Here is a 17,828-nt window from a genome sequence, read left to right as displayed (position 1 = left end):
CACTGAATCATAGATTACTATGGTTCAGGAATGCTGATGAACGGAAGGAGATCAGAGAAATGTCTTATATCCGAATGGAACATGAACATGCGGTCGAATTGTTAAACAGGGTCATGAAGCGTGTTGAGAGTGTGATTATTGGCAAAAAAACAGAGATTCGTTATGTCCTCACTGCAATGCTCAGTGGAGGTCATGTACTTCTGGAAGATGTGCCGGGTACCGGGAAAACGATGCTGGTTCGTGCCGTTGCTTCTGCACTGGACTGCTCCATGGGCCGGATTCAATTCACGTCCGATGTCATGCCGGCAGATGTTACGGGCACTTCAATCTATCATCCACATACAGCTGAATTCAAGTTTCGGCCCGGGCCTGTCATGTCCAACATTGTCCTGGCTGATGAAATAAATCGCGCTTCACCACGCACTCAGTCTGCCCTGCTGGAGGCAATGGAGGAACGACGTATTACGGTTGATGGCACAACCTATGCCTTGCCACGTCCGTTCTTTCTGCTGGCGACACAGAATCCGTTACAGTTCGAGGGTACGTACCGTCTGCCTGAAGCGCAGCTGGATCGATTTATGATGAGAATTGGACTGGGGTATCCCGATCCGGAACAGGAATTGGAATTGTTAACCCGCATGCAAGGTAGAGAAGCGCTTGATGAACTTCGCCCTGTCCTGCTTGCTGAAGAAGTCGTAGCCATGCAGCGTGAAGTCAAACAGGTACATGTTGATCCGGTGGTCAAACAGTATCTGGTGGCCGTTGCTGTAGCCTCTCGCAGCCTTCCGGCGGTCAGATTGGGCATCAGTCCGCGTGGAACACTGGCCTGGATGGCTGCGGCGCAGTCATTTGCCTATCTTCAAGGACGCAGTTATGTCATTCCGGATGATGTGAAAGAGGTAGCTGTGCCTGTCCTTTCCCACCGTATTCAATTGAAGGCCCAGAACAGAGCGGAGGTTTGGGGGCAAGTACAAGTCATTGAAGAAGCATTGTCATCGGTCCCGGTACCTGTACAGATGGCATCACAGGGAAGGGGACGGAGGCAATGACTGCGCTGGGACAACGGATTGTGAGTGCTGTCTTGGTGGTGGCTTTTGTTTCCTTGTATCAGTGGCATGGGGGCAAAGTGGCGTTGTTTCTATCCGTTATAGCTTTCTTGATGTTCACAGGAGGTCTGCTTCTCCATTGGTTCGGACCACGGCGTATTCACATCCGTCGTAAAATACACACGAACCGGATTGAGGCAGGCGAGCAGGTACGGGTTCTGGTCGAACTGGAATTCAATTGCCATATTCCATTGTTATGGATCGTTCTGTGTGAGAACACACCTGCAGGTGTTCATCGCAAATTAATTTTCCCGGGAACACGGCGACAATTTTCCTATCAATATGAATGTTCCGGGTTACGCAGAGGAGTCTACAGATGGGATACGGGCAGATTGTACTGGGGTGATATGTTTGGCTGGAATACCCTCTCCGCAGAGACCGAAGGAGGTACACCCCTGATTGTTGTTCCTCAAGCAACGGCTTGGGGGAAGGGTGATTCGGTAGAATTCGCAGCGATGATTGAAGGGACTCTGTCGGAGCGAAGAAATAGCCAGGGAAACCGTAGCCCTGAATTCCGTGAATATCAGCAGGGTGACCCACTGGGACGAGTTCATTGGAAAAGTACAGCCAAAACGGGTAAACTTCAGACCTTTCTGCCTGATACCACGGATCTGGCTTCACTGGGCATCCTTGTGTATGAAGGCGCGTCGGGTTATGACGTAAAACAACGGGAGAACATGGATGCACCTGCTTTTGAACGAGTGGTTCGTGCAGCTGCCCGCTGGATTCATACCGCTGAGCGGGATGACATTCCTTATCACCTGTGGATGGAAGGCGGCGATAAGAGCTATGATGCACAAGATCAATGGCAGCATGGGCCGTTCCATGCAGATGATGAGAATCATGGACTGGACAAGTTAGCGGGGGCACAAATATCCAAAGCACAATCAGGCTCTGTTTCACTCCGAACGGAGATGCTGGATGGACTGACGAGTGGGTCGCGAATTGTGGTTCTCACCGGTAAGATGGATCAGGTTCTGGCCGAATGGATCTTAACTGCAGTCGGGTCGGGTTATCGTGTAGAGGTGCAATTGACTGAAGCAAACCAGAACCAAAACCAATTAGGATCAACGGATAGATTGATGAATGGATTGGGATATGACAGCTTAAGTTTGGAGCGGCTTCGTCACAGCGGGGTGCCGATCCATGCGGTTACAGACGTTGCGTTATCTTCATTGGGAAAGGTGGAGGTAACGGATGTGGGAGCTTAATGGTAACCAGCAACCCAATTCCACTGTGGCCGACTTAGAGTCTACGGACCGTACGAGAATGGAATCGGCCCATTCCGTATATAAAGTTGTGAACCAGAATTCTGTGAAGGATATAAAGGATGAGGGATATGTGAGCGTACCTGTCCTGTACAAAATTGTTATTTCGGCCATTTTACTTATACTGTCTCTGGAGTGGATATATCCAGTTACATCATCAGATCAGCAGGGCAGTGAACGGTTCTTGTCCGTAATGGCGGGATTAACGGGAGCATTGTTGCTCGCGGGGTTAATTCGTACAGGATGGATCACCGGAGTACTGATCCGATTATTCATTGCACTCGCTGCGCTATGTCTGATGTACGGAGGAAGTGAACCTGTCCGTTGGGCGGTCGCTTATCCGGGAATATTTTCAGCGGATATGGACACTTTTATAAATAACTGGCGATTTCACTCGATTAGTACAGAAACGAGAGGTTTGTTCATGATGTGCGGCTGGAGCATGCTCATGGCTTCTGTGCAATCCCTCGTATTGTTACGTCGAAGCGTTATGCTGTTTGGCAGTGCAACACTGCTCTATTTGCTTTTGCTTGAATCCTTTGCGGGGCTGGATGTGTATGCTTCTGTAATACGGTCTGTCCTATGGACTTTTCTTATTCAGGCTCTGCTCCAGCTATTACGTCTCAATGCAGGAGTCACTACTCCGAGTTATCGCGGCAGCCCCTATGGCCGTTGGAGTGCAGTAACTATCGTTGCTTCCGCAGGTATGGTGCTTCTCTCCGCGTTACCTGGCCAGTTTACTTCCATTCCTCAGCCGGAACGCATATCTCTGGAACAGATGGGTGAACGAATAGCTCGCTGGGCAGGTTATACACAGCACAGTAGTATCCCTGCTGCAACGGCAGTCACGGGATATAGCACAGCGGACGCGCCTATGGGAGCACCGTTGGTGCAAGGGAACTCCATCTTTTTTATAGCAAAGAGTCCAAAAGTCACGTATTGGCGAGGGGAGACCCGTTCATATTATAACGGTAGTACTTGGAGTGATCCGGGTCAAAGCTTCGAAACGGCAAGTCCATCCGGAATGCTGCGTGCTGATGGTTGGGAGAATCCAACCTATTGGAGTCGCATTCGCCAAACCGTCACGATGCAGCGAGAGTGGAAAGGACCAAATCCTCTCTTTACCGGGGGGATACCGGTTAACGTATCGTTCCAGGATAAGAACAAGGATAATCAGGAAAACATGTTTTCTTTGCTGTCTAATCGCGATTCGGCAACATTGTGGCTCGCGAGCTCAGGGGACGATAAGATAGTTAAAAATTATTCAGCAGACGTCATGGTTCCTATCGCAACACCTGAACAGTTACGTCTGCTTGAGGAAACGAATAAAGGGAAAGATCCGGCAGCCATTCGGAGGGACTATCTGCAATTGCCTACATTACTCCCTGGTCGAGTGCAGACGCTTGCCAAGGAAATCATTCAAGGCAGTGAGACCCGGTATGACGCTGTGCAGGCCGTCAAGACTTATCTGGCTGCTCATGCCGAGTATACGTTGGATACCCGTATGCCACCGCGTGGAACCGATTTTGTGGACGATTTTCTATTCGTTACCCGGCAGGGGTACTGCAATCATTTCTCCACAGCCATGATTGTGTTGCTGCGTGCAGAGGGTATCCCCGCACGTTGGGTTAAAGGTTTTGGCCCCGGAGTAGCTGACCCGGATGCACCCGGTCAGTATGTGGTTTCACAGGGAGATGCACATTCCTGGGTAGAGGTGTATTTTCCGGGTGCAGGCTGGATGCCGTTTGAGGCCACGCCAGGCTTCACCATGGCGCAAGGCGCGGGCGAATATGCTGCAGCGCTTGCCGGGGCGCAGCCTGTTGCGGAGACTCCGTCGTATATGAGCGGCGGATTGGCTAAAGCGGGCGCATGGCTGCTCGCCCGCGCACGGGCCATTGCCGCGGAGCCATGGCTCGCGGCAGCCCTTGTGGCAGCGGCCCTGCTGGGCGCCGCTGCTCTGGTCCGCATGCGGCGGCTACGCCCCGCGCTGCGGATTAAGCTGCTGCTGGCGTGGCCACGCAGCAGCTTCCCGGACCGCGAGCGGCTGCTGGGTGCCGCCGCTCCGGTCTGGGCCGCGCTCGCGCGCCGGTACGGCCCGCGGCCGCCGGGGATGACGCTGCGTGAATATGCAGCGTCACCGGCTTTGGCCGCAGGCGCGGACGGCACGGACATCGCGCGGTTTGCAGCCGACTGGGAACGGCTGCTGTACGGGCCAGACCGTCCGCTGCGCGCGGACAGTCTGGACTTCCTGCGCCGGGCACTTCGTCTGGCCCGGCGATTGCAGACGTTGTAACACAAGCATGTTACAACGTTACACCAAAGATGCGAAGCTGCTGCCATACAATCGCTATCGCTTTCCAATAGAGCTTGGCCACTTGTGGGCAGATGAAGATCGCCATTGGCTGGCGCATTGTTATTTAAACGCAGCGTTTGGTTCATCGCTGCATGCCACACATAAGACGCCTTTCGCGCTACGCTGCGAACGAGGCGTCTTTCCACGATCATACACTTGAACCAGCATCTTGCTGCCAAGCTTTTCTATTCGGAATTTCATATTTAAAGGCATTTGGTAATCCTGTTTTGATATGTCGAAAAAAGGAGTTTCGCCTTTCCTTGACGGTATGTTTTGTCGTTGCGTATAATTAGTTTCATTGAATTGAGGGAGGCACGGTTATGAATAAGCAGAATGAGATTGTGGTTGTCCTTGACTTTGGGGGCCAATACAACCAGTTAATCGCCAGAAGAATCCGGGATCTTGGCGTATACAGCGAGCTTTTGCCGTATAACACACCGGCGGAAAAGATCGCAGAAATGGCACCAAAAGGAATCGTATTTTCAGGTGGGCCGTCCAGCGTATACGCTGAGAATGCTCCACACGTGGACCCAGGTGTTTATGACCTGGGCTTGCCAATCTTCGGTATCTGCTACGGAATGCAGCTTATGGCCCAACAGCTCGAAGGTAAAGTAGAACGTTCCGAGAAGCGTGAGTACGGTAAAGCCGACCTGGAGTTTGCTGCTGGATCTACACTGGCAAAAGGGATTGAAGGCGAACATACGGTATGGATGAGTCACGGTGACCACGTGGTTACACTTCCTCCAGGATTCAAACTGGATGCAGGTACGGAAAGTGCGCCAATCGCTGCCATGAGCGACGATGAGCGTAAATTGTATGCTGTTCAGTTCCATCCGGAGGTACGTCACTCTGTTCGCGGTAACGACATGATTCGTAACTTCCTGTTCGAAATCTGTGGTTGCGAAGGCAACTGGACGATGGAAACATTCATCGATGACACCATCAAAGACATTCGTGAAAAAGTTGGCGACAGTAAAGTACTATGTGCGCTTAGCGGCGGTGTAGATTCTTCCGTTGTAGCTGCATTGCTTCACAAAGCCATTGGTGATCAACTGACATGTATGTTTATCGACCACGGTCTGCTGCGCAAAGGCGAAGCGGAAAGTGTAATGGAGACGTTTGTCGGCAAATTCGACATGAAAGTGGTCAAAATTGATGCACAAGAGCGCTTCATGTCCAAACTGGCTGGCGTGGATGATCCAGAACAAAAACGTAAAATCATCGGTAACGAGTTTATTTACGTATTTGACGAAGAGTCCAAGCAGTTCGATGACTTTGCATTCCTCGCGCAAGGTACACTGTACACAGACATCGTGGAAAGTGGTACAGCGACTGCACAGACCATCAAATCTCACCACAACGTGGGCGGTCTGCCTGAAGACATGAACTTCAAACTGATCGAACCGCTGAGCACGCTGTTCAAGGATGAAGTACGTAAAGTGGGTACCGAGTGTGGCCTGCCGGACGAAATTGTTCATCGTCAGCCGTTCCCTGGTCCGGGCCTTGCGATCCGTGTTCTTGGTGAGGTTACTGAAGAGAAACTTACCATCGTTCGTGATTCAGACTACATCCTGCGTGAAGAGATTGCCAAAGCCGGTCTCGACCGCGAAATCTGGCAGTACTTCACAGCTCTGCCGAACATGAAGAGTGTCGGCGTTATGGGTGATGCGCGTACGTATTCCTACACAGTAGGTATCCGTGCTGTAACATCCATAGACGGTATGACTGCGGACTGGGCACGTATCCCTTGGGATGTGTTGGAGAAAATCTCCGTACGGATCGTTAACGAAGTCGATAACGTAAACCGTATCGTCTATGACGTAACTTCCAAACCACCTGCAACGATTGAGTGGGAGTAACCGGTGTACTGTCGTTAAACTGCTTAAAAAAACCCTTTTATCTTCATTAATTGTAGATAAAAGGGTTTTTTTTTGATCTTAAACTATTAAGATAACATCAATTAATCAAAAAGATTATTGAAACAATATTGGTGTTTTGTCTCTAACATTTCAGGGCCATAAATACCGATATAAACTTATAAGTTTTTTTGTATTTGGACCAGATTTGATTATTTTGTATTAGAAATATTTATTTTTATAAAAACTGTTGGGTAAAAAATAAGGAGTGTAATTTTGAATGAATCGGAATGAGATTAACAAATTGATTACAAATATAATGAATTGTAGCGATGAAATTGTTATTTATGGTACGGGAAACAGTTCTGCAAAATTAGTAGCTGAATTGGGCTATTTTTATTCTAAAATCTCATATTTTATTGATAGTAATAATAAAGGGGATTTTTGTGGAAAAGAAGTGAAGAATGTAAAGGAAGTAGATTTTAAGAATGTAAAAGCAATTATAATTGCGAGTATCTATCAGGATGAGATAGTGATGGAATTAATGAAGTATATATCTGTAGATAAAATAAACATCTATTTTCCATATAAACATGAGGCAGAGATATTTGATGTTAATAAACGCCTTAAAAATAAGTGTGGAAAATATACTTTGGGTATAAATAATGATACGGTTGCTGTTGAGAGATATCTAAAGAGTGTTGGGAGCTTTTGTTCCATCAATCATACTGCAGCTATAGGCAGTTTGGGAAATCATCCTATCGATTTAGTAACAACTTCGAATTTTATTTATAATCCTATTTGGGGATTTGTGGATGAATTTGACGCTGAATTAAAAGATAAATATAATCCCCCTATTGTGATTGAGAACGATGTATGGATTGGAACAAATGCAATTATTTTACCAGGTGTAACCATTCAAAATGGAGCAATTGTTGGAGCAGGTGCTGTTGTTACTAAGGACGTTCCTCCCTATGCTATTGTTGGAGGAGTACCTGCTAAAATAATTCGATATAGATTCGAGCCATATATAATTGAGTCCTTGCTCGATATACAATGGTGGAATTGGGATGATGAAAAAATAAAAGCAAATTTCGATTTGTTTTTTAATATTGAAGAATTTGTTAAGGCACATCGTAAGTCAAAAGTTTAAATGTGATTAATAAAATATATTTTTATTGATAACGTAAACCGTATCGTGTATAACGTAACTTCGAAACCACCTGCAACGATTGATTGGGAATAGATTTTGATTACTGTACAACACTAAAGAGTTTATATATGCTCTCTTGTATCTGTAGGTTACCGGATACGGGAGAGCATTCTTCATTTGGAGTTATAAGGATAAACTTTAATTATTCACATATTCTACGGATAATAATAGAAGACTGGGGGTGATTTCATGAAAATTATGCATTATCTTTCTGCAATGAATAGTCAGAATCAATTAAACAAAAATAATAAGACAGCTTCAAAATCACTAGAAAAGCTATCAACTGGTTTGAGAATTAATCAAAGCAGCAGATGATGCAGCAGAGCTTGCCATATCTGAGAAGATGCGTGCGCTAATACGAGGGTTTGCTCAAGCGGAACTGAATATTATGAATGGTATATCACTAATTTAAACAGCCGAAGGCGCATTACGGAGCATAAAAGATCCTGATCTTTTAAGAATTCGAGAACTAGCCATACAAGCTGCAAATGGTGCATTATCTGACTCAAATAAGATTCATGACGAAGTAGATCATATCAAGCAGAGTATTAATGAGATCGCCAATAATACATACTTCAATGGAATAAGGGTATTAAACAATGAAGCTGGAACCGGTAGTTGGTGAAGTGAAAATAAACTGGACACATAACATAGGAGCTAAAGAGCTATTGAAAACAGAAGATGGAGGCAATGTTGGTGCGTCGCATTATGGAAATTATTTTAAATTAGATAGTACGGTAAGTGTACTATGGTCAACTTCATTCACTTCTTTAGAAGTGGCGAGCATTAAGGAAACTAGTGATGGTGGTTACATCGTATTGGCTAACAATTCATTAGTATCGCACGATCAAAAAATACAGATTATTAAATTGGATCGAAATTTAAAACAGCAATGGAAATCGAGTGTAATAGGACTATATACAACGGAAGGAAAAGAGGTTATTGAGAATAGAGATGGTTCATTTGTTGTAGCAGGTATTGGCTCAGGTATTCAAAAAAAGTGATGGTATTGTTGCGAAATTTAGTAGTGAGGGTACACAACTCAGTACTTCAGTTAACGGTTCATTTCAATCTTTTCCTGTAGGATATGGAGGAGATGAATTTAGCAATATTATAGAAACTTCAGACGGTGGTTTTTTAGTTGTGGATAAGTCCAATCTTAAAATCGGAACGGTTTAAAAATATGATAACAACCTAACTCTACAATGGATCTTAGAGTGGAGCCACGGGAAATGATGAAGGATTAGATGGCATCACAACAAGTAATGGAGGGAGCTATCGTAGTAGGTTCTTACAACGACTCAACGAAAAGAAGTGGATTGATTTACAAAGCAGATATCAGTGGCAACGTTGTATGGCAAAAAAACCGATCAAACTTTTCAGGATAGTGTGCTTCACAGCAGTTAGAGGAAGATTAGATGGTAAGTACAATCTATCCATGTTTAATTCGCAAGTAGATGAAATAGCTGTGTCTCTTTTGATGGTGGCACTAATTATTCGCATAGCTAAAATTTTATACGTAATGATGACGGAAGTTACACGATGTCCAGCATTGATTCTAATAATATCATTAATTTTAATTTAGAAAATATCTCCGACCTTCGCACATCAGTGAAAACTTCAAGTGGGTTCAAATTAAGGGGAGACTTTTCATGTTATTCTAACAGATGCGAGAACTAAAGCTCTAGGTATTAATGACATCGATCTTACAACAATACATGGTGCAAATTTGGCAATATCAAAAATTGATAAAGCTATGCAAATCGTCTCTTCGGAACGATCAAGTATGGAGCTTATAAAAATGCATTAGAGCACAGTTATAACAATGTATCTAATTACAATCTCAATCTCACTTTGGATGAATCCAGGACTAGAGATTTAGACATGGCAAGTGAAGTAATGAGGCTTACTCAAAGAAATATTCTATCCCGAGCAACGCAAGCTGCTTGTACAAGCTAACTTACAACCACAGGGAGTGTTAGAAATGCTGAAGTGAAGTTGAAATCGAAGATTACAATTGTATTGATACGTTTACTATGAGAAAACTGTATATATATGAATTTCATCCCATTTTAAAGTTCACTTCATGATCCTTTCAGGTCCGGCCTGTACAATAAGTACATACTAAAGGCAATATGTCTACTGAAGGGAGAATTGAATGTATGCGTAAAACCGACTATATGAGCAAATGGAAGATGGGCATTGGAAGTGCGTTTCTGATGGTGATGCTGGCAGGATGCGGTTCAGGTATGCAAGATCTGGCTTCTGGTTTGGGGGACTTTCCATTTGTGAACTTAGAGGCAACGGATGCTTCTTCCGATCAGACCAGAAACCAGGAATTATCCTCTGACTCAACAACGAACGCAAATCAGGAACAACAAGAGGTACAAGATGCTCCGCAGACAGAGATATAATTAACATAGGACTGATCCGGTAAAAAATAGCCCCGGAACATGTCGCAAATTGCTCCAAATACCTAATGAGTATAAGCCTTCGGAATACGAGATATCGTTATTCCTAGATATCATTCACCTGATTGCTAAAACGCATCAGAAACATAAGTTAACCTGATTAGAGCGCTTCTCGCCCTTGGATCAGGTTAGCTTTTTTATGTTATCCTGCGGAACTTTCGCCATGAAAGAATGGACATAATCCATTGCAATTTCTCCGAAAAAAGCGCATTCAATTGGGTTGTAAACCGCTGAACTGGTTCAATCTGTTAAATAATACGAACGATATTATAAAAGGGTGATATTAATATTCGTTTTTCTCATTGACAAAAACATACTGCCCTCCTAAAATAGTGATGGGAAACAAACAAATAGCGCATACTTATTCGTATAATCCTGGGGATTGGCCCGGGAGTCTCTACGAGATCACCCTAATGATCTGGCTACGAAGAGGAGAAGGCTAAGCACATGAATTCTACATGATTGCGGGGACATCACGCACATTAGAATTTTTTTTGTTCTTAGTAAAGGCATCATGCCACTCCTTGTCAGTTGAACCCTGGGTGAAGAATTTTCATCAGGGTCATTTGTCGTTTTTCAATATGGCTTCAACATCTCTAAGGGGGAGTTAGTAATTATGGATCGTTTCTTTAAATTAAAAGAAAACGGAACAAACGTTAGAACGGAGATTGTTGCGGGTCTCACTACGTTTATGACAATGGCTTACATTCTTTTTGTAAATACGTTGTTCTTGGGACAAGCCGGTGCGGGGATGTCGGATAATGCAGTATTCTTTGCAACAGCCGTCGGCGCCGGATTAATGACTATTATTATGGGATTGTTCGTGAATATTCCGATCGCACTTGCACCAGGTATGGGGCTGAATGCGTACTTCATGACTGTCGTTCTAAGTTCGAATGGAGCGATTACTTGGCAAGCGGCTCTCGGAGCGGTATTCCTTTCCGGTATCGTGTTCATTATTTTGACCGTGACGAAGATTCGTCAAATGCTGCTTGTTGCAGTTCCACAATCGATCAAAATGGCCATTACGGTTGGTATCGGTCTCTTTATTACCATTATTGGTTTCAAACTTGCTAATCTCGTGGCTGTAACAGTTAATGTTGCACCAGATGCAGATCTGAGTCAGCCGATTCCAGGTAGCAGTTTTAACCTGTCATTGGGTAACTTTATAACACATCACGATGCATTGCTTGCTCTGATTGGTTTGCTCCTTATTGCTATACTGATGGTTATGCGCGTCAAAGGCGCTCTGCTGATCGGGATCGTAGCAACAACGCTGATTGGTATTCCGATGGGCGTTACGAATCTGAGTGGTCTTTCAGGCGCAAGCTGGTTGCCTAACTTCAGTGATCTGGCGGTTGGACAGCTGGATTTGAAAGGTGCCATCAGTCTCGGATTGTTCGAGATCATCTTCATCTTTACCTTCGTTGAATTGTTCGACACGTTTGGTACGATGGTAGGTACTGCAACACGTATGGGGATTATGAAAGATAAGAAAAAAGGCGAGAAAACGATCGGTAAAGCGATGCTCGTCGATGCAGTTGGTGTCAGCGCAGGTGCTGCACTGGGTACAAGTACCATTACAGCATACGTTGAAAGTGCTTCAGGTGTTGAGGCGGGTGGACGTACAGGACTGACTTCGGTAACAACAGGTTTGTTGTTCATTTTGGCCCTGTTTATCGCACCGCTTGCGCTTGTTGTTCCATCCGCTGCGACGGCTCCGGCATTGATCATCGTGGGTGTGCTTATGATGAGTCAAGTGCGCAGCATTGATTGGGATGATTTCCTGCAAGCTTTCCCCGCGTTCCTTACAATTGTATTGATGCCTTTCACAGGCGGAATCGCAAACGGGATCTCCGCAGGTATCGTATCTTATGTGATTCTGGCGGTGTTCAGTAACTTGGTTACAGAGCGTAAAGTGAAAATTCACTGGCTCATGTGGATCTTGGCGATCATTGTAGTCTGCCGATACGTATTTATTGGCGGGGAATAAGCGTACATTAGTTTTAATGAAGAATACGGAGATAAGTTTGTTACCTTATATATGAGAAAGAAGCGAAAGCCACGGGATTTAAACCCGGAGCTTTCGCTTTTTTGTATTCTTTTCTTGGGAAAAATGAATTTTAAAAATGTTTTCCTTCTATATAGAAGGAATGAGTATAATGTTCTATGATCTGTTGGTTGTTTATCCAATGAAATCATCGGTTAATAAGTTTCTATAACGTGATGAGTCTATACTGTATACAAGATGAGTTTCTCTATAATTGGATTAGGGATCATGTGAAAAACTTTTTGCGTATATAAGTTAATTACTCCGATCATTAAAGTTAGTGCGCAGATGTATCATTTAGCCGGTTATAAGGAGATACTTGTTAAAAGGTCTACAGAGTACTCATTTTATAAGAATTTGATGTTTATAGAAAAAAGACTTGCGTTCCATAACTGTACATGGTATATTCTATTTCCGGCCAAAAAAACACGAGATACACGGTGCGGCAAGCAAATGAATTAAGCTTCGAAAGAAACTTAAAAAAAAGAGCTTGCAAAGTTGGTTCGGACATGATATTATATAAGAGTTGCTGAAGAGAACGACATTCGGTAACGAAACAAGTTTGATCTTTGAAAACTGAACAACGAGTGAGTAAACATTCTGCTTGCAGAATGAACGCGAAAGTTGAGACAAGCCTTGGCTTGAATCGGCTGGAGCACAAATGAGATTTTTAATCTCGTCAGATTCAAAATGAGCTTATCGCTCTTTTCAATACTTTATTGGAGAGTTTGATCCTGGCTCAGGACGAACGCTGGCGGCATGCCTAATACATGCAAGTCGAGCGGACTTGATGAGAAGCTTGCTTCTCTGATGGTTAGCGGCGGACGGGTGAGTAACACGTAGGCAACCTGCCCTCAAGTTTGGGACAACTACCGGAAACGGTAGCTAATACCGAATAATTGTTTTCTTCGCCTGAAGGAAACTGGAAAGACGGAGCAATCTGTCACTTGGGGATGGGCCTGCGGCGCATTAGCTAGTTGGTGGGGTAACGGCTCACCAAGGCGACGATGCGTAGCCGACCTGAGAGGGTGATCGGCCACACTGGGACTGAGACACGGCCCAGACTCCTACGGGAGGCAGCAGTAGGGAATCTTCCGCAATGGGCGAAAGCCTGACGGAGCAATGCCGCGTGAGTGATGAAGGTTTTCGGATCGTAAAGCTCTGTTGCCAGGGAAGAACGCTTGGGAGAGTAACTGCTCTCAAGGTGACGGTACCTGAGAAGAAAGCCCCGGCTAACTACGTGCCAGCAGCCGCGGTAATACGTAGGGGGCAAGCGTTGTCCGGAATTATTGGGCGTAAAGCGCGCGCAGGCGGTCATTTAAGTCTGGTGTTTAATCCCGGGGCTCAACCCCGGATCGCACTGGAAACTGGGTGACTTGAGTGCAGAAGAGGAGAGTGGAATTCCACGTGTAGCGGTGAAATGCGTAGATATGTGGAGGAACACCAGTGGCGAAGGCGACTCTCTGGGCTGTAACTGACGCTGAGGCGCGAAAGCGTGGGGAGCAAACAGGATTAGATACCCTGGTAGTCCACGCCGTAAACGATGAGTGCTAGGTGTTAGGGGTTTCGATACCCTTGGTGCCGAAGTTAACACATTAAGCACTCCGCCTGGGGAGTACGGTCGCAAGACTGAAACTCAAAGGAATTGACGGGGACCCGCACAAGCAGTGGAGTATGTGGTTTAATTCGAAGCAACGCGAAGAACCTTACCAGGTCTTGACATCTGAATGACCGGTGCAGAGATGTACCTTTTCTTCGGAACATTCAAGACAGGTGGTGCATGGTTGTCGTCAGCTCGTGTCGTGAGATGTTGGGTTAAGTCCCGCAACGAGCGCAACCCTTATATTTAGTTGCCAGCATTTCGGATGGGCACTCTAGATAGACTGCCGGTGACAAACCGGAGGAAGGTGGGGATGACGTCAAATCATCATGCCCCTTATGACCTGGGCTACACACGTACTACAATGGCCGGTACAACGGGCTGCGAAATCGCGAGATGGAGCCAATCCCAACAAAGCCGGTCTCAGTTCGGATTGCAGGCTGCAACTCGCCTGCATGAAGTCGGAATTGCTAGTAATCGCGGATCAGCATGCCGCGGTGAATACGTTCCCGGGTCTTGTACACACCGCCCGTCACACCACGAGAGTTTATAACACCCGAAGTCGGTGGGGTAACCGCAAGGAGCCAGCCGCCGAAGGTGGGATAGATGATTGGGGTGAAGTCGTAACAAGGTAGCCGTATCGGAAGGTGCGGCTGGATCACCTCCTTTCTATGGAGAATCGTTTCCTGCAACGGAAACATTCAAATATGCAGCTTAGCTGCAAAACACTCACTCGTTGCTCAGTTTTGAGAGCTCAAACTCTCAAACAGCTTGCTTTTGCATGGAGCTTGTTCTTTGAAAACTAGATATCGAAACGAAACAAACGCGAATTAGAACATTCCTTTTTAGCTGAACTTGTGTTAAACAAGTTTAATAAATTGGTACTTAATTGCTTTTGCGATGGTATTGGGTGGGAGCGACTTTTGGCTTTGGACGTAGTCCAAAACAAGGGAAGCGAGCAGTCAAAACCGGAGCAAACTGGTTAAGCTACTAAGAGCACACGGAGGATGCCTAGGCGCTAGGAGCCGATGAAGGACGTGGCGAACAACGAAACTGCCTCGGGGAGCTGTAAGCAAGCTTTGATCCGGGGGTGTCCGAATGGGGAAACCCAGCTGGGGTAATTTCCAGTTACACCTAACTGAATACATAGGTTAGTGTGAGGCATACCAGGGGAACTGAAACATCTAAGTACCCTGAGGAAGAGAAAACAATAGTGATTCCGTCAGTAGCGGCGAGCGAACGCGGAGAAGCCCAAACCAGAGAGCTTGCTCTTTGGGGTTGTGGGACGTCTCACATGGAGTTACAAAGGAACCGGTTAAGCGAAGAGGTCTGGAAAGGCCCGCCAAAGAAGGTAAAAGCCCTGTAATTGAAAGTTGGTTCCCTCCGAGACGGATCCCGAGTAGTGCGGGGCACGTGAAACCCCGTATGAATCCGGCAGGACCATCTGCCAAGGCTAAATACTTCCTAGCGACCGATAGTGAAGCAGTACCGTGAGGGAAAGGTGAAAAGCACCCCGGAAGGGGAGTGAAATAGAACCTGAAACCGTGTGCTTACAAAAAGTCAGAGCCCGTTTTAGGGGTGATGGCGTGCCTTTTGTAGAATGAACCGGCGAGTTACGTTCCCGTGCAAGGTTAAGGTGAAGAGCCGGAGCCGCAGCGAAAGCGAGTCTGAATAGGGCGACATAGTACGTGGACGTAGACCCGAAACCGGGTGATCTACCCCTGTCCAGGGTGAAGGTGCGGTAACACGCACTGGAGGCCCGAACCCACGCATGTTGAAAAATGCGGGGATGAGGTGGGGGTAGCGGAGAAATTCCAATCGAACTCGGAGATAGCTGGTTCTCCCCGAAATAGCTTTAGGGCTAGCCTCGGAAAACAGAGTCGTGGAGGTAGAGCACTGATTGGGTGCGGGGCCCGCAAGGGTTACCAAGCTCAGTCAAACTCCGAATGCCATAGACTTACTTCCGGGAGTCAGACAGTGAGTGCTAAGATCCATTGTCAAAAGGGAAACAGCCCAGACCATCAGCTAAGGTCCCCAAGTGTGTGTTAAGTGGGAAAGGATGTGGAGTTGCACAGACAACCAGGATGTTGGCTTAGAAGCAGCCACCATTGAAAGAGTGCGTAATAGCTCACTGGTCGAGTGACTCTGCGCCGAAAATGTAACGGGGCTAAACACACCACCGAAGCTATGGCTTGATGCTTTGCATCAGGGGTAGGGGAGCGTTGTATAAGGGTTGAAGGTGTACCGTAAGGAGCGCTGGACATTATACAAGTGAGAATGCCGGTATGAGTAACGAAAAGATCAGTGAGAATCTGATCCGCCGAAAGCCTAAGGGTTCCTGAGGAAGGCTCGTCCGCTCAGGGTAAGTCGGGACCTAAGGCGAGGCCGAAAGGCGTAGTCGAAGGACAACAGGTCGAAATTCCTGTACCACCGTAAGCCGTTATGAGCAATGGGGGGACGCAGTAGGGTAGTGACGCGGACTGATGGATGTCCGTCTAAGCAGTAAGGCTGATGTGTAGGCAAATCCGCACATTGTAAGGCTGAGCTGTGATGGGGAGCGAAAATTGTAGTAGCGAAGGTCATGATCTCACACTGCCAAGAAAAGCCTCTAGCCAGGTGAAGGTGCCCGTACCGCAAACCGACACAGGTAGGCGAGAAGAGTATTCTAAGGCGCGCGGAAGAACTCTCGTTAAGGAACTCGGCAAAATGACCCCGTAACTTCGGGAGAAGGGGTGCCCCGGTAGTGTGAATAGCACGAGGGGGCCGCAGTGAAAAGGCCCAAGCGACTGTTTAGCAAAAACACAGGTCTGTGCGAAGCCGTAAGGCGAAGTATACGGGCTGACGCCTGCCCGGTGCTGGAAGGTTAAGGGGAGTGGTTAGGAGCAATCCGAAGCTGTGAACCGAAGCCCCAGTAAACGGCGGCCGTAACTATAACGGTCCTAAGGTAGCGAAATTCCTTGTCAGGTAAATTCTGACCCGCACGAATGGCGTAACGACTTGGGCGCTGTCTCAACGAGAGATCCGGTGAAATTTTAATACCTGTGAAGATGCAGGTTACCCGCGACAAGACGGAAAGACCCCATGGAGCTTTACTGCAGCTTGATATTGAATTTGGGTACGATCTGTACAGGATAGGTGGGAGCCTTTGAAACGTGAGCGCCAGCTTGCGTGGAGGCAACGTTGGGATACCACCCTGATCGTATCTAGGTTCTAACCTGGTACCGTAATCCGGTGCGGGGACAGTGTCAGGTGGGCAGTTTGACTGGGGCGGTCGCCTCCTAAAGAGTAACGGAGGCGCCCAAAGGTTCCCTCAGAATGGTTGGAAATCATTCGAAGAGTGCAAAGGCATAAGGGAGCTTGACTGCGAGACCTACAAGTCGAGCAGGGACGAAAGTCGGGCTTAGTGATCCGGTGGTACCGCATGGAAGGGCCATCGCTCAACGGATAAAAGCTACCCTGGGGATAACAGGCTTATCTCCCCCAAGAGTCCACATCGACGGGGAGGTTTGGCACCTCGATGTCGGCTCATCGCATCCTGGGGCTGAAGTAGGTCCCAAGGGTTGGGCTGTTCGCCCATTAAAGCGGTACGCGAGCTGGGTTCAGAACGTCGTGAGACAGTTCGGTCCCTATCTGTCGTGGGCGTAGGAAATTTGAGAGGAGCTGTCCTTAGTACGAGAGGACCGGGATGGACGTACCGCTGGTGTACCAGTTGTTCCGCCAGGAGCACCGCTGGGTAGCTATGTACGGACGGGATAAACGCTGAAAGCATCTAAGCGTGAAGCCCCCCTCAAGATGAGATTTCCCAGTATGTAAGACCCCTTGAAGACGACGAGGTAGATAGGCTGGGGGTGGAAGTGCAGCAATGCATGGAGCTGACCAGTACTAATCGGTCGAGGGCTTATCCAATAGCA

General features: G+C 46.8%; 13 protein-coding genes, 2 rRNA genes and 1 riboswitch. All 15 genes read left to right on the top strand.

Annotated elements, in window-relative coordinates; translation table 11 throughout:
* Nucleotides 1–59 precede the first annotated feature (59 nt).
* The 15 genes from MKX68_RS07465 to MKX68_RS07405 all read left to right on the top strand — a co-directional run bounded on the left by MKX68_RS07465 (nt 60) and on the right by MKX68_RS07405 (nt 17,823).
* Entirely contained in the window at nt 60–1,049 is a 990-nt protein-coding gene (locus MKX68_RS07465; protein ID WP_340910528.1) for an AAA family ATPase, read from the top strand.
* Entirely contained in the window at nt 1,046–2,317 is a 1,272-nt protein-coding gene (locus MKX68_RS07460) for a DUF58 domain-containing protein (protein ID WP_340910526.1), read from the top strand. Before MKX68_RS07465 ends, MKX68_RS07460 begins: the two co-directional genes overlap by 4 nt.
* Nucleotides 2,304–4,667, top strand: a complete 2,364-nt coding sequence (locus MKX68_RS07455; protein WP_340910523.1) for a DUF4129 domain-containing transglutaminase family protein — start codon at nt 2,304–2,306, stop codon at nt 4,665–4,667. Before MKX68_RS07460 ends, MKX68_RS07455 begins: the two co-directional genes overlap by 14 nt.
* Nucleotides 4,668–5,047: 380 nt before the next feature.
* On the top strand, nt 5,048–6,586 hold the full coding sequence (gene guaA / locus MKX68_RS07450) for a glutamine-hydrolyzing GMP synthase (protein ID WP_062837579.1): 1,539 nt from the start codon (nt 5,048–5,050) through the stop codon (nt 6,584–6,586).
* A 277-nt stretch (nt 6,587–6,863) separates the two neighbouring features.
* Nucleotides 6,864–7,736, top strand: a complete 873-nt coding sequence (locus MKX68_RS07445; protein WP_340910521.1) for a CatB-related O-acetyltransferase — start codon at nt 6,864–6,866, stop codon at nt 7,734–7,736.
* Between the two features lie 9 nt (nt 7,737–7,745).
* Nucleotides 7,746–7,829 carry a GMP synthase (glutamine-hydrolyzing) gene (locus MKX68_RS28685; RefSeq protein ID WP_445671110.1) on the top strand — a complete coding sequence of 28 codons (84 nt, stop codon included), beginning with the start codon at nt 7,746–7,748 and terminating at the stop codon, nt 7,827–7,829.
* 156 nt (nt 7,830–7,985) lie between these two features.
* Nucleotides 7,986–8,111, top strand: a complete 126-nt coding sequence (locus MKX68_RS07440; protein ID WP_340910519.1) for a flagellin N-terminal helical domain-containing protein — start codon at nt 7,986–7,988, stop codon at nt 8,109–8,111.
* Nucleotides 8,112–8,232: 121 nt separating this feature from the next.
* Nucleotides 8,233–8,421, top strand: a complete 189-nt coding sequence (locus tag MKX68_RS07435) for a flagellin N-terminal helical domain-containing protein (RefSeq protein ID WP_340915327.1) — start codon at nt 8,233–8,235, stop codon at nt 8,419–8,421.
* Nucleotides 8,396–8,800, top strand: a complete 405-nt coding sequence (locus tag MKX68_RS07430; RefSeq protein ID WP_340910517.1) for a hypothetical protein — start codon at nt 8,396–8,398, stop codon at nt 8,798–8,800. The genes MKX68_RS07435 and MKX68_RS07430 overlap by 26 nt, the downstream gene beginning before the upstream one ends.
* Entirely contained in the window at nt 8,775–8,975 is a 201-nt protein-coding gene (locus MKX68_RS07425) for a hypothetical protein (RefSeq protein ID WP_340910514.1), read from the top strand. The genes MKX68_RS07430 and MKX68_RS07425 overlap by 26 nt, the downstream gene beginning before the upstream one ends.
* Nucleotides 8,976–9,575: 600 nt before the next feature.
* Nucleotides 9,576–9,755 carry a flagellin gene (locus tag MKX68_RS28680; RefSeq protein WP_445671109.1) on the top strand — a complete coding sequence of 60 codons (180 nt, stop codon included), beginning with the start codon at nt 9,576–9,578 and terminating at the stop codon, nt 9,753–9,755.
* Between the two features lie 203 nt (nt 9,756–9,958).
* Nucleotides 9,959–10,210, top strand: coding sequence for a hypothetical protein (locus MKX68_RS07420; protein ID WP_340910512.1), 252 nt, complete (start codon nt 9,959–9,961; stop codon nt 10,208–10,210).
* A 402-nt stretch (nt 10,211–10,612) separates the two neighbouring features.
* A riboswitch (purine riboswitch) is annotated at nt 10,613–10,712 on the top strand.
* 171 nt (nt 10,713–10,883) lie between these two features.
* Nucleotides 10,884–12,260 (top strand): NCS2 family permease, encoded by a 1,377-nt coding sequence (locus MKX68_RS07415; protein ID WP_340910510.1) that lies wholly within the window; start codon nt 10,884–10,886, stop codon nt 12,258–12,260.
* Nucleotides 12,261–13,033: 773 nt separating this feature from the next.
* Nucleotides 13,034–14,586 (top strand): 16S ribosomal RNA (locus tag MKX68_RS07410).
* A gap of 311 nt (nt 14,587–14,897) precedes the next feature.
* Nucleotides 14,898–17,823: ribosomal RNA gene (locus MKX68_RS07405) — 23S ribosomal RNA — on the top strand.
* The 16S and 23S rRNA genes sit together here, the layout of an rRNA operon.
* The last annotated feature ends 5 nt before the right edge of the window (nt 17,824–17,828 follow it).

The organism is Paenibacillus sp. FSL M8-0212 (genome assembly GCF_038004645.1).
GTDB lineage: Bacteria > Bacillota > Bacilli > Paenibacillales > Paenibacillaceae > Paenibacillus.
Note: the sequence above shows the minus strand (reverse complement) of the source record. Positions and strands in the feature narration are given on the sequence as shown.

Coding starts and splice junctions, on each gene's coding strand:
- MKX68_RS07430 (WP_340910517.1), top strand. CDS start 8,396: ATGAAGCTGGAACCGGTAGTTGGTGAAGTGAAAATAAACTGGACACAT.
- guaA (WP_062837579.1), top strand. CDS start 5,048: ATGAATAAGCAGAATGAGATTGTGGTTGTCCTTGACTTTGGGGGCCAA.
- MKX68_RS07420 (WP_340910512.1), top strand. CDS start 9,959: ATGCGTAAAACCGACTATATGAGCAAATGGAAGATGGGCATTGGAAGT.
- MKX68_RS07415 (WP_340910510.1), top strand. CDS start 10,884: ATGGATCGTTTCTTTAAATTAAAAGAAAACGGAACAAACGTTAGAACG.
- MKX68_RS07455 (WP_340910523.1), top strand. CDS start 2,304: ATGTGGGAGCTTAATGGTAACCAGCAACCCAATTCCACTGTGGCCGAC.
- MKX68_RS07465 (WP_340910528.1), top strand. CDS start 60: ATGTCTTATATCCGAATGGAACATGAACATGCGGTCGAATTGTTAAAC.
- MKX68_RS07445 (WP_340910521.1), top strand. CDS start 6,864: ATGAATCGGAATGAGATTAACAAATTGATTACAAATATAATGAATTGT.
- MKX68_RS07460 (WP_340910526.1), top strand. CDS start 1,046: ATGACTGCGCTGGGACAACGGATTGTGAGTGCTGTCTTGGTGGTGGCT.
- MKX68_RS07440 (WP_340910519.1), top strand. CDS start 7,986: ATGAAAATTATGCATTATCTTTCTGCAATGAATAGTCAGAATCAATTA.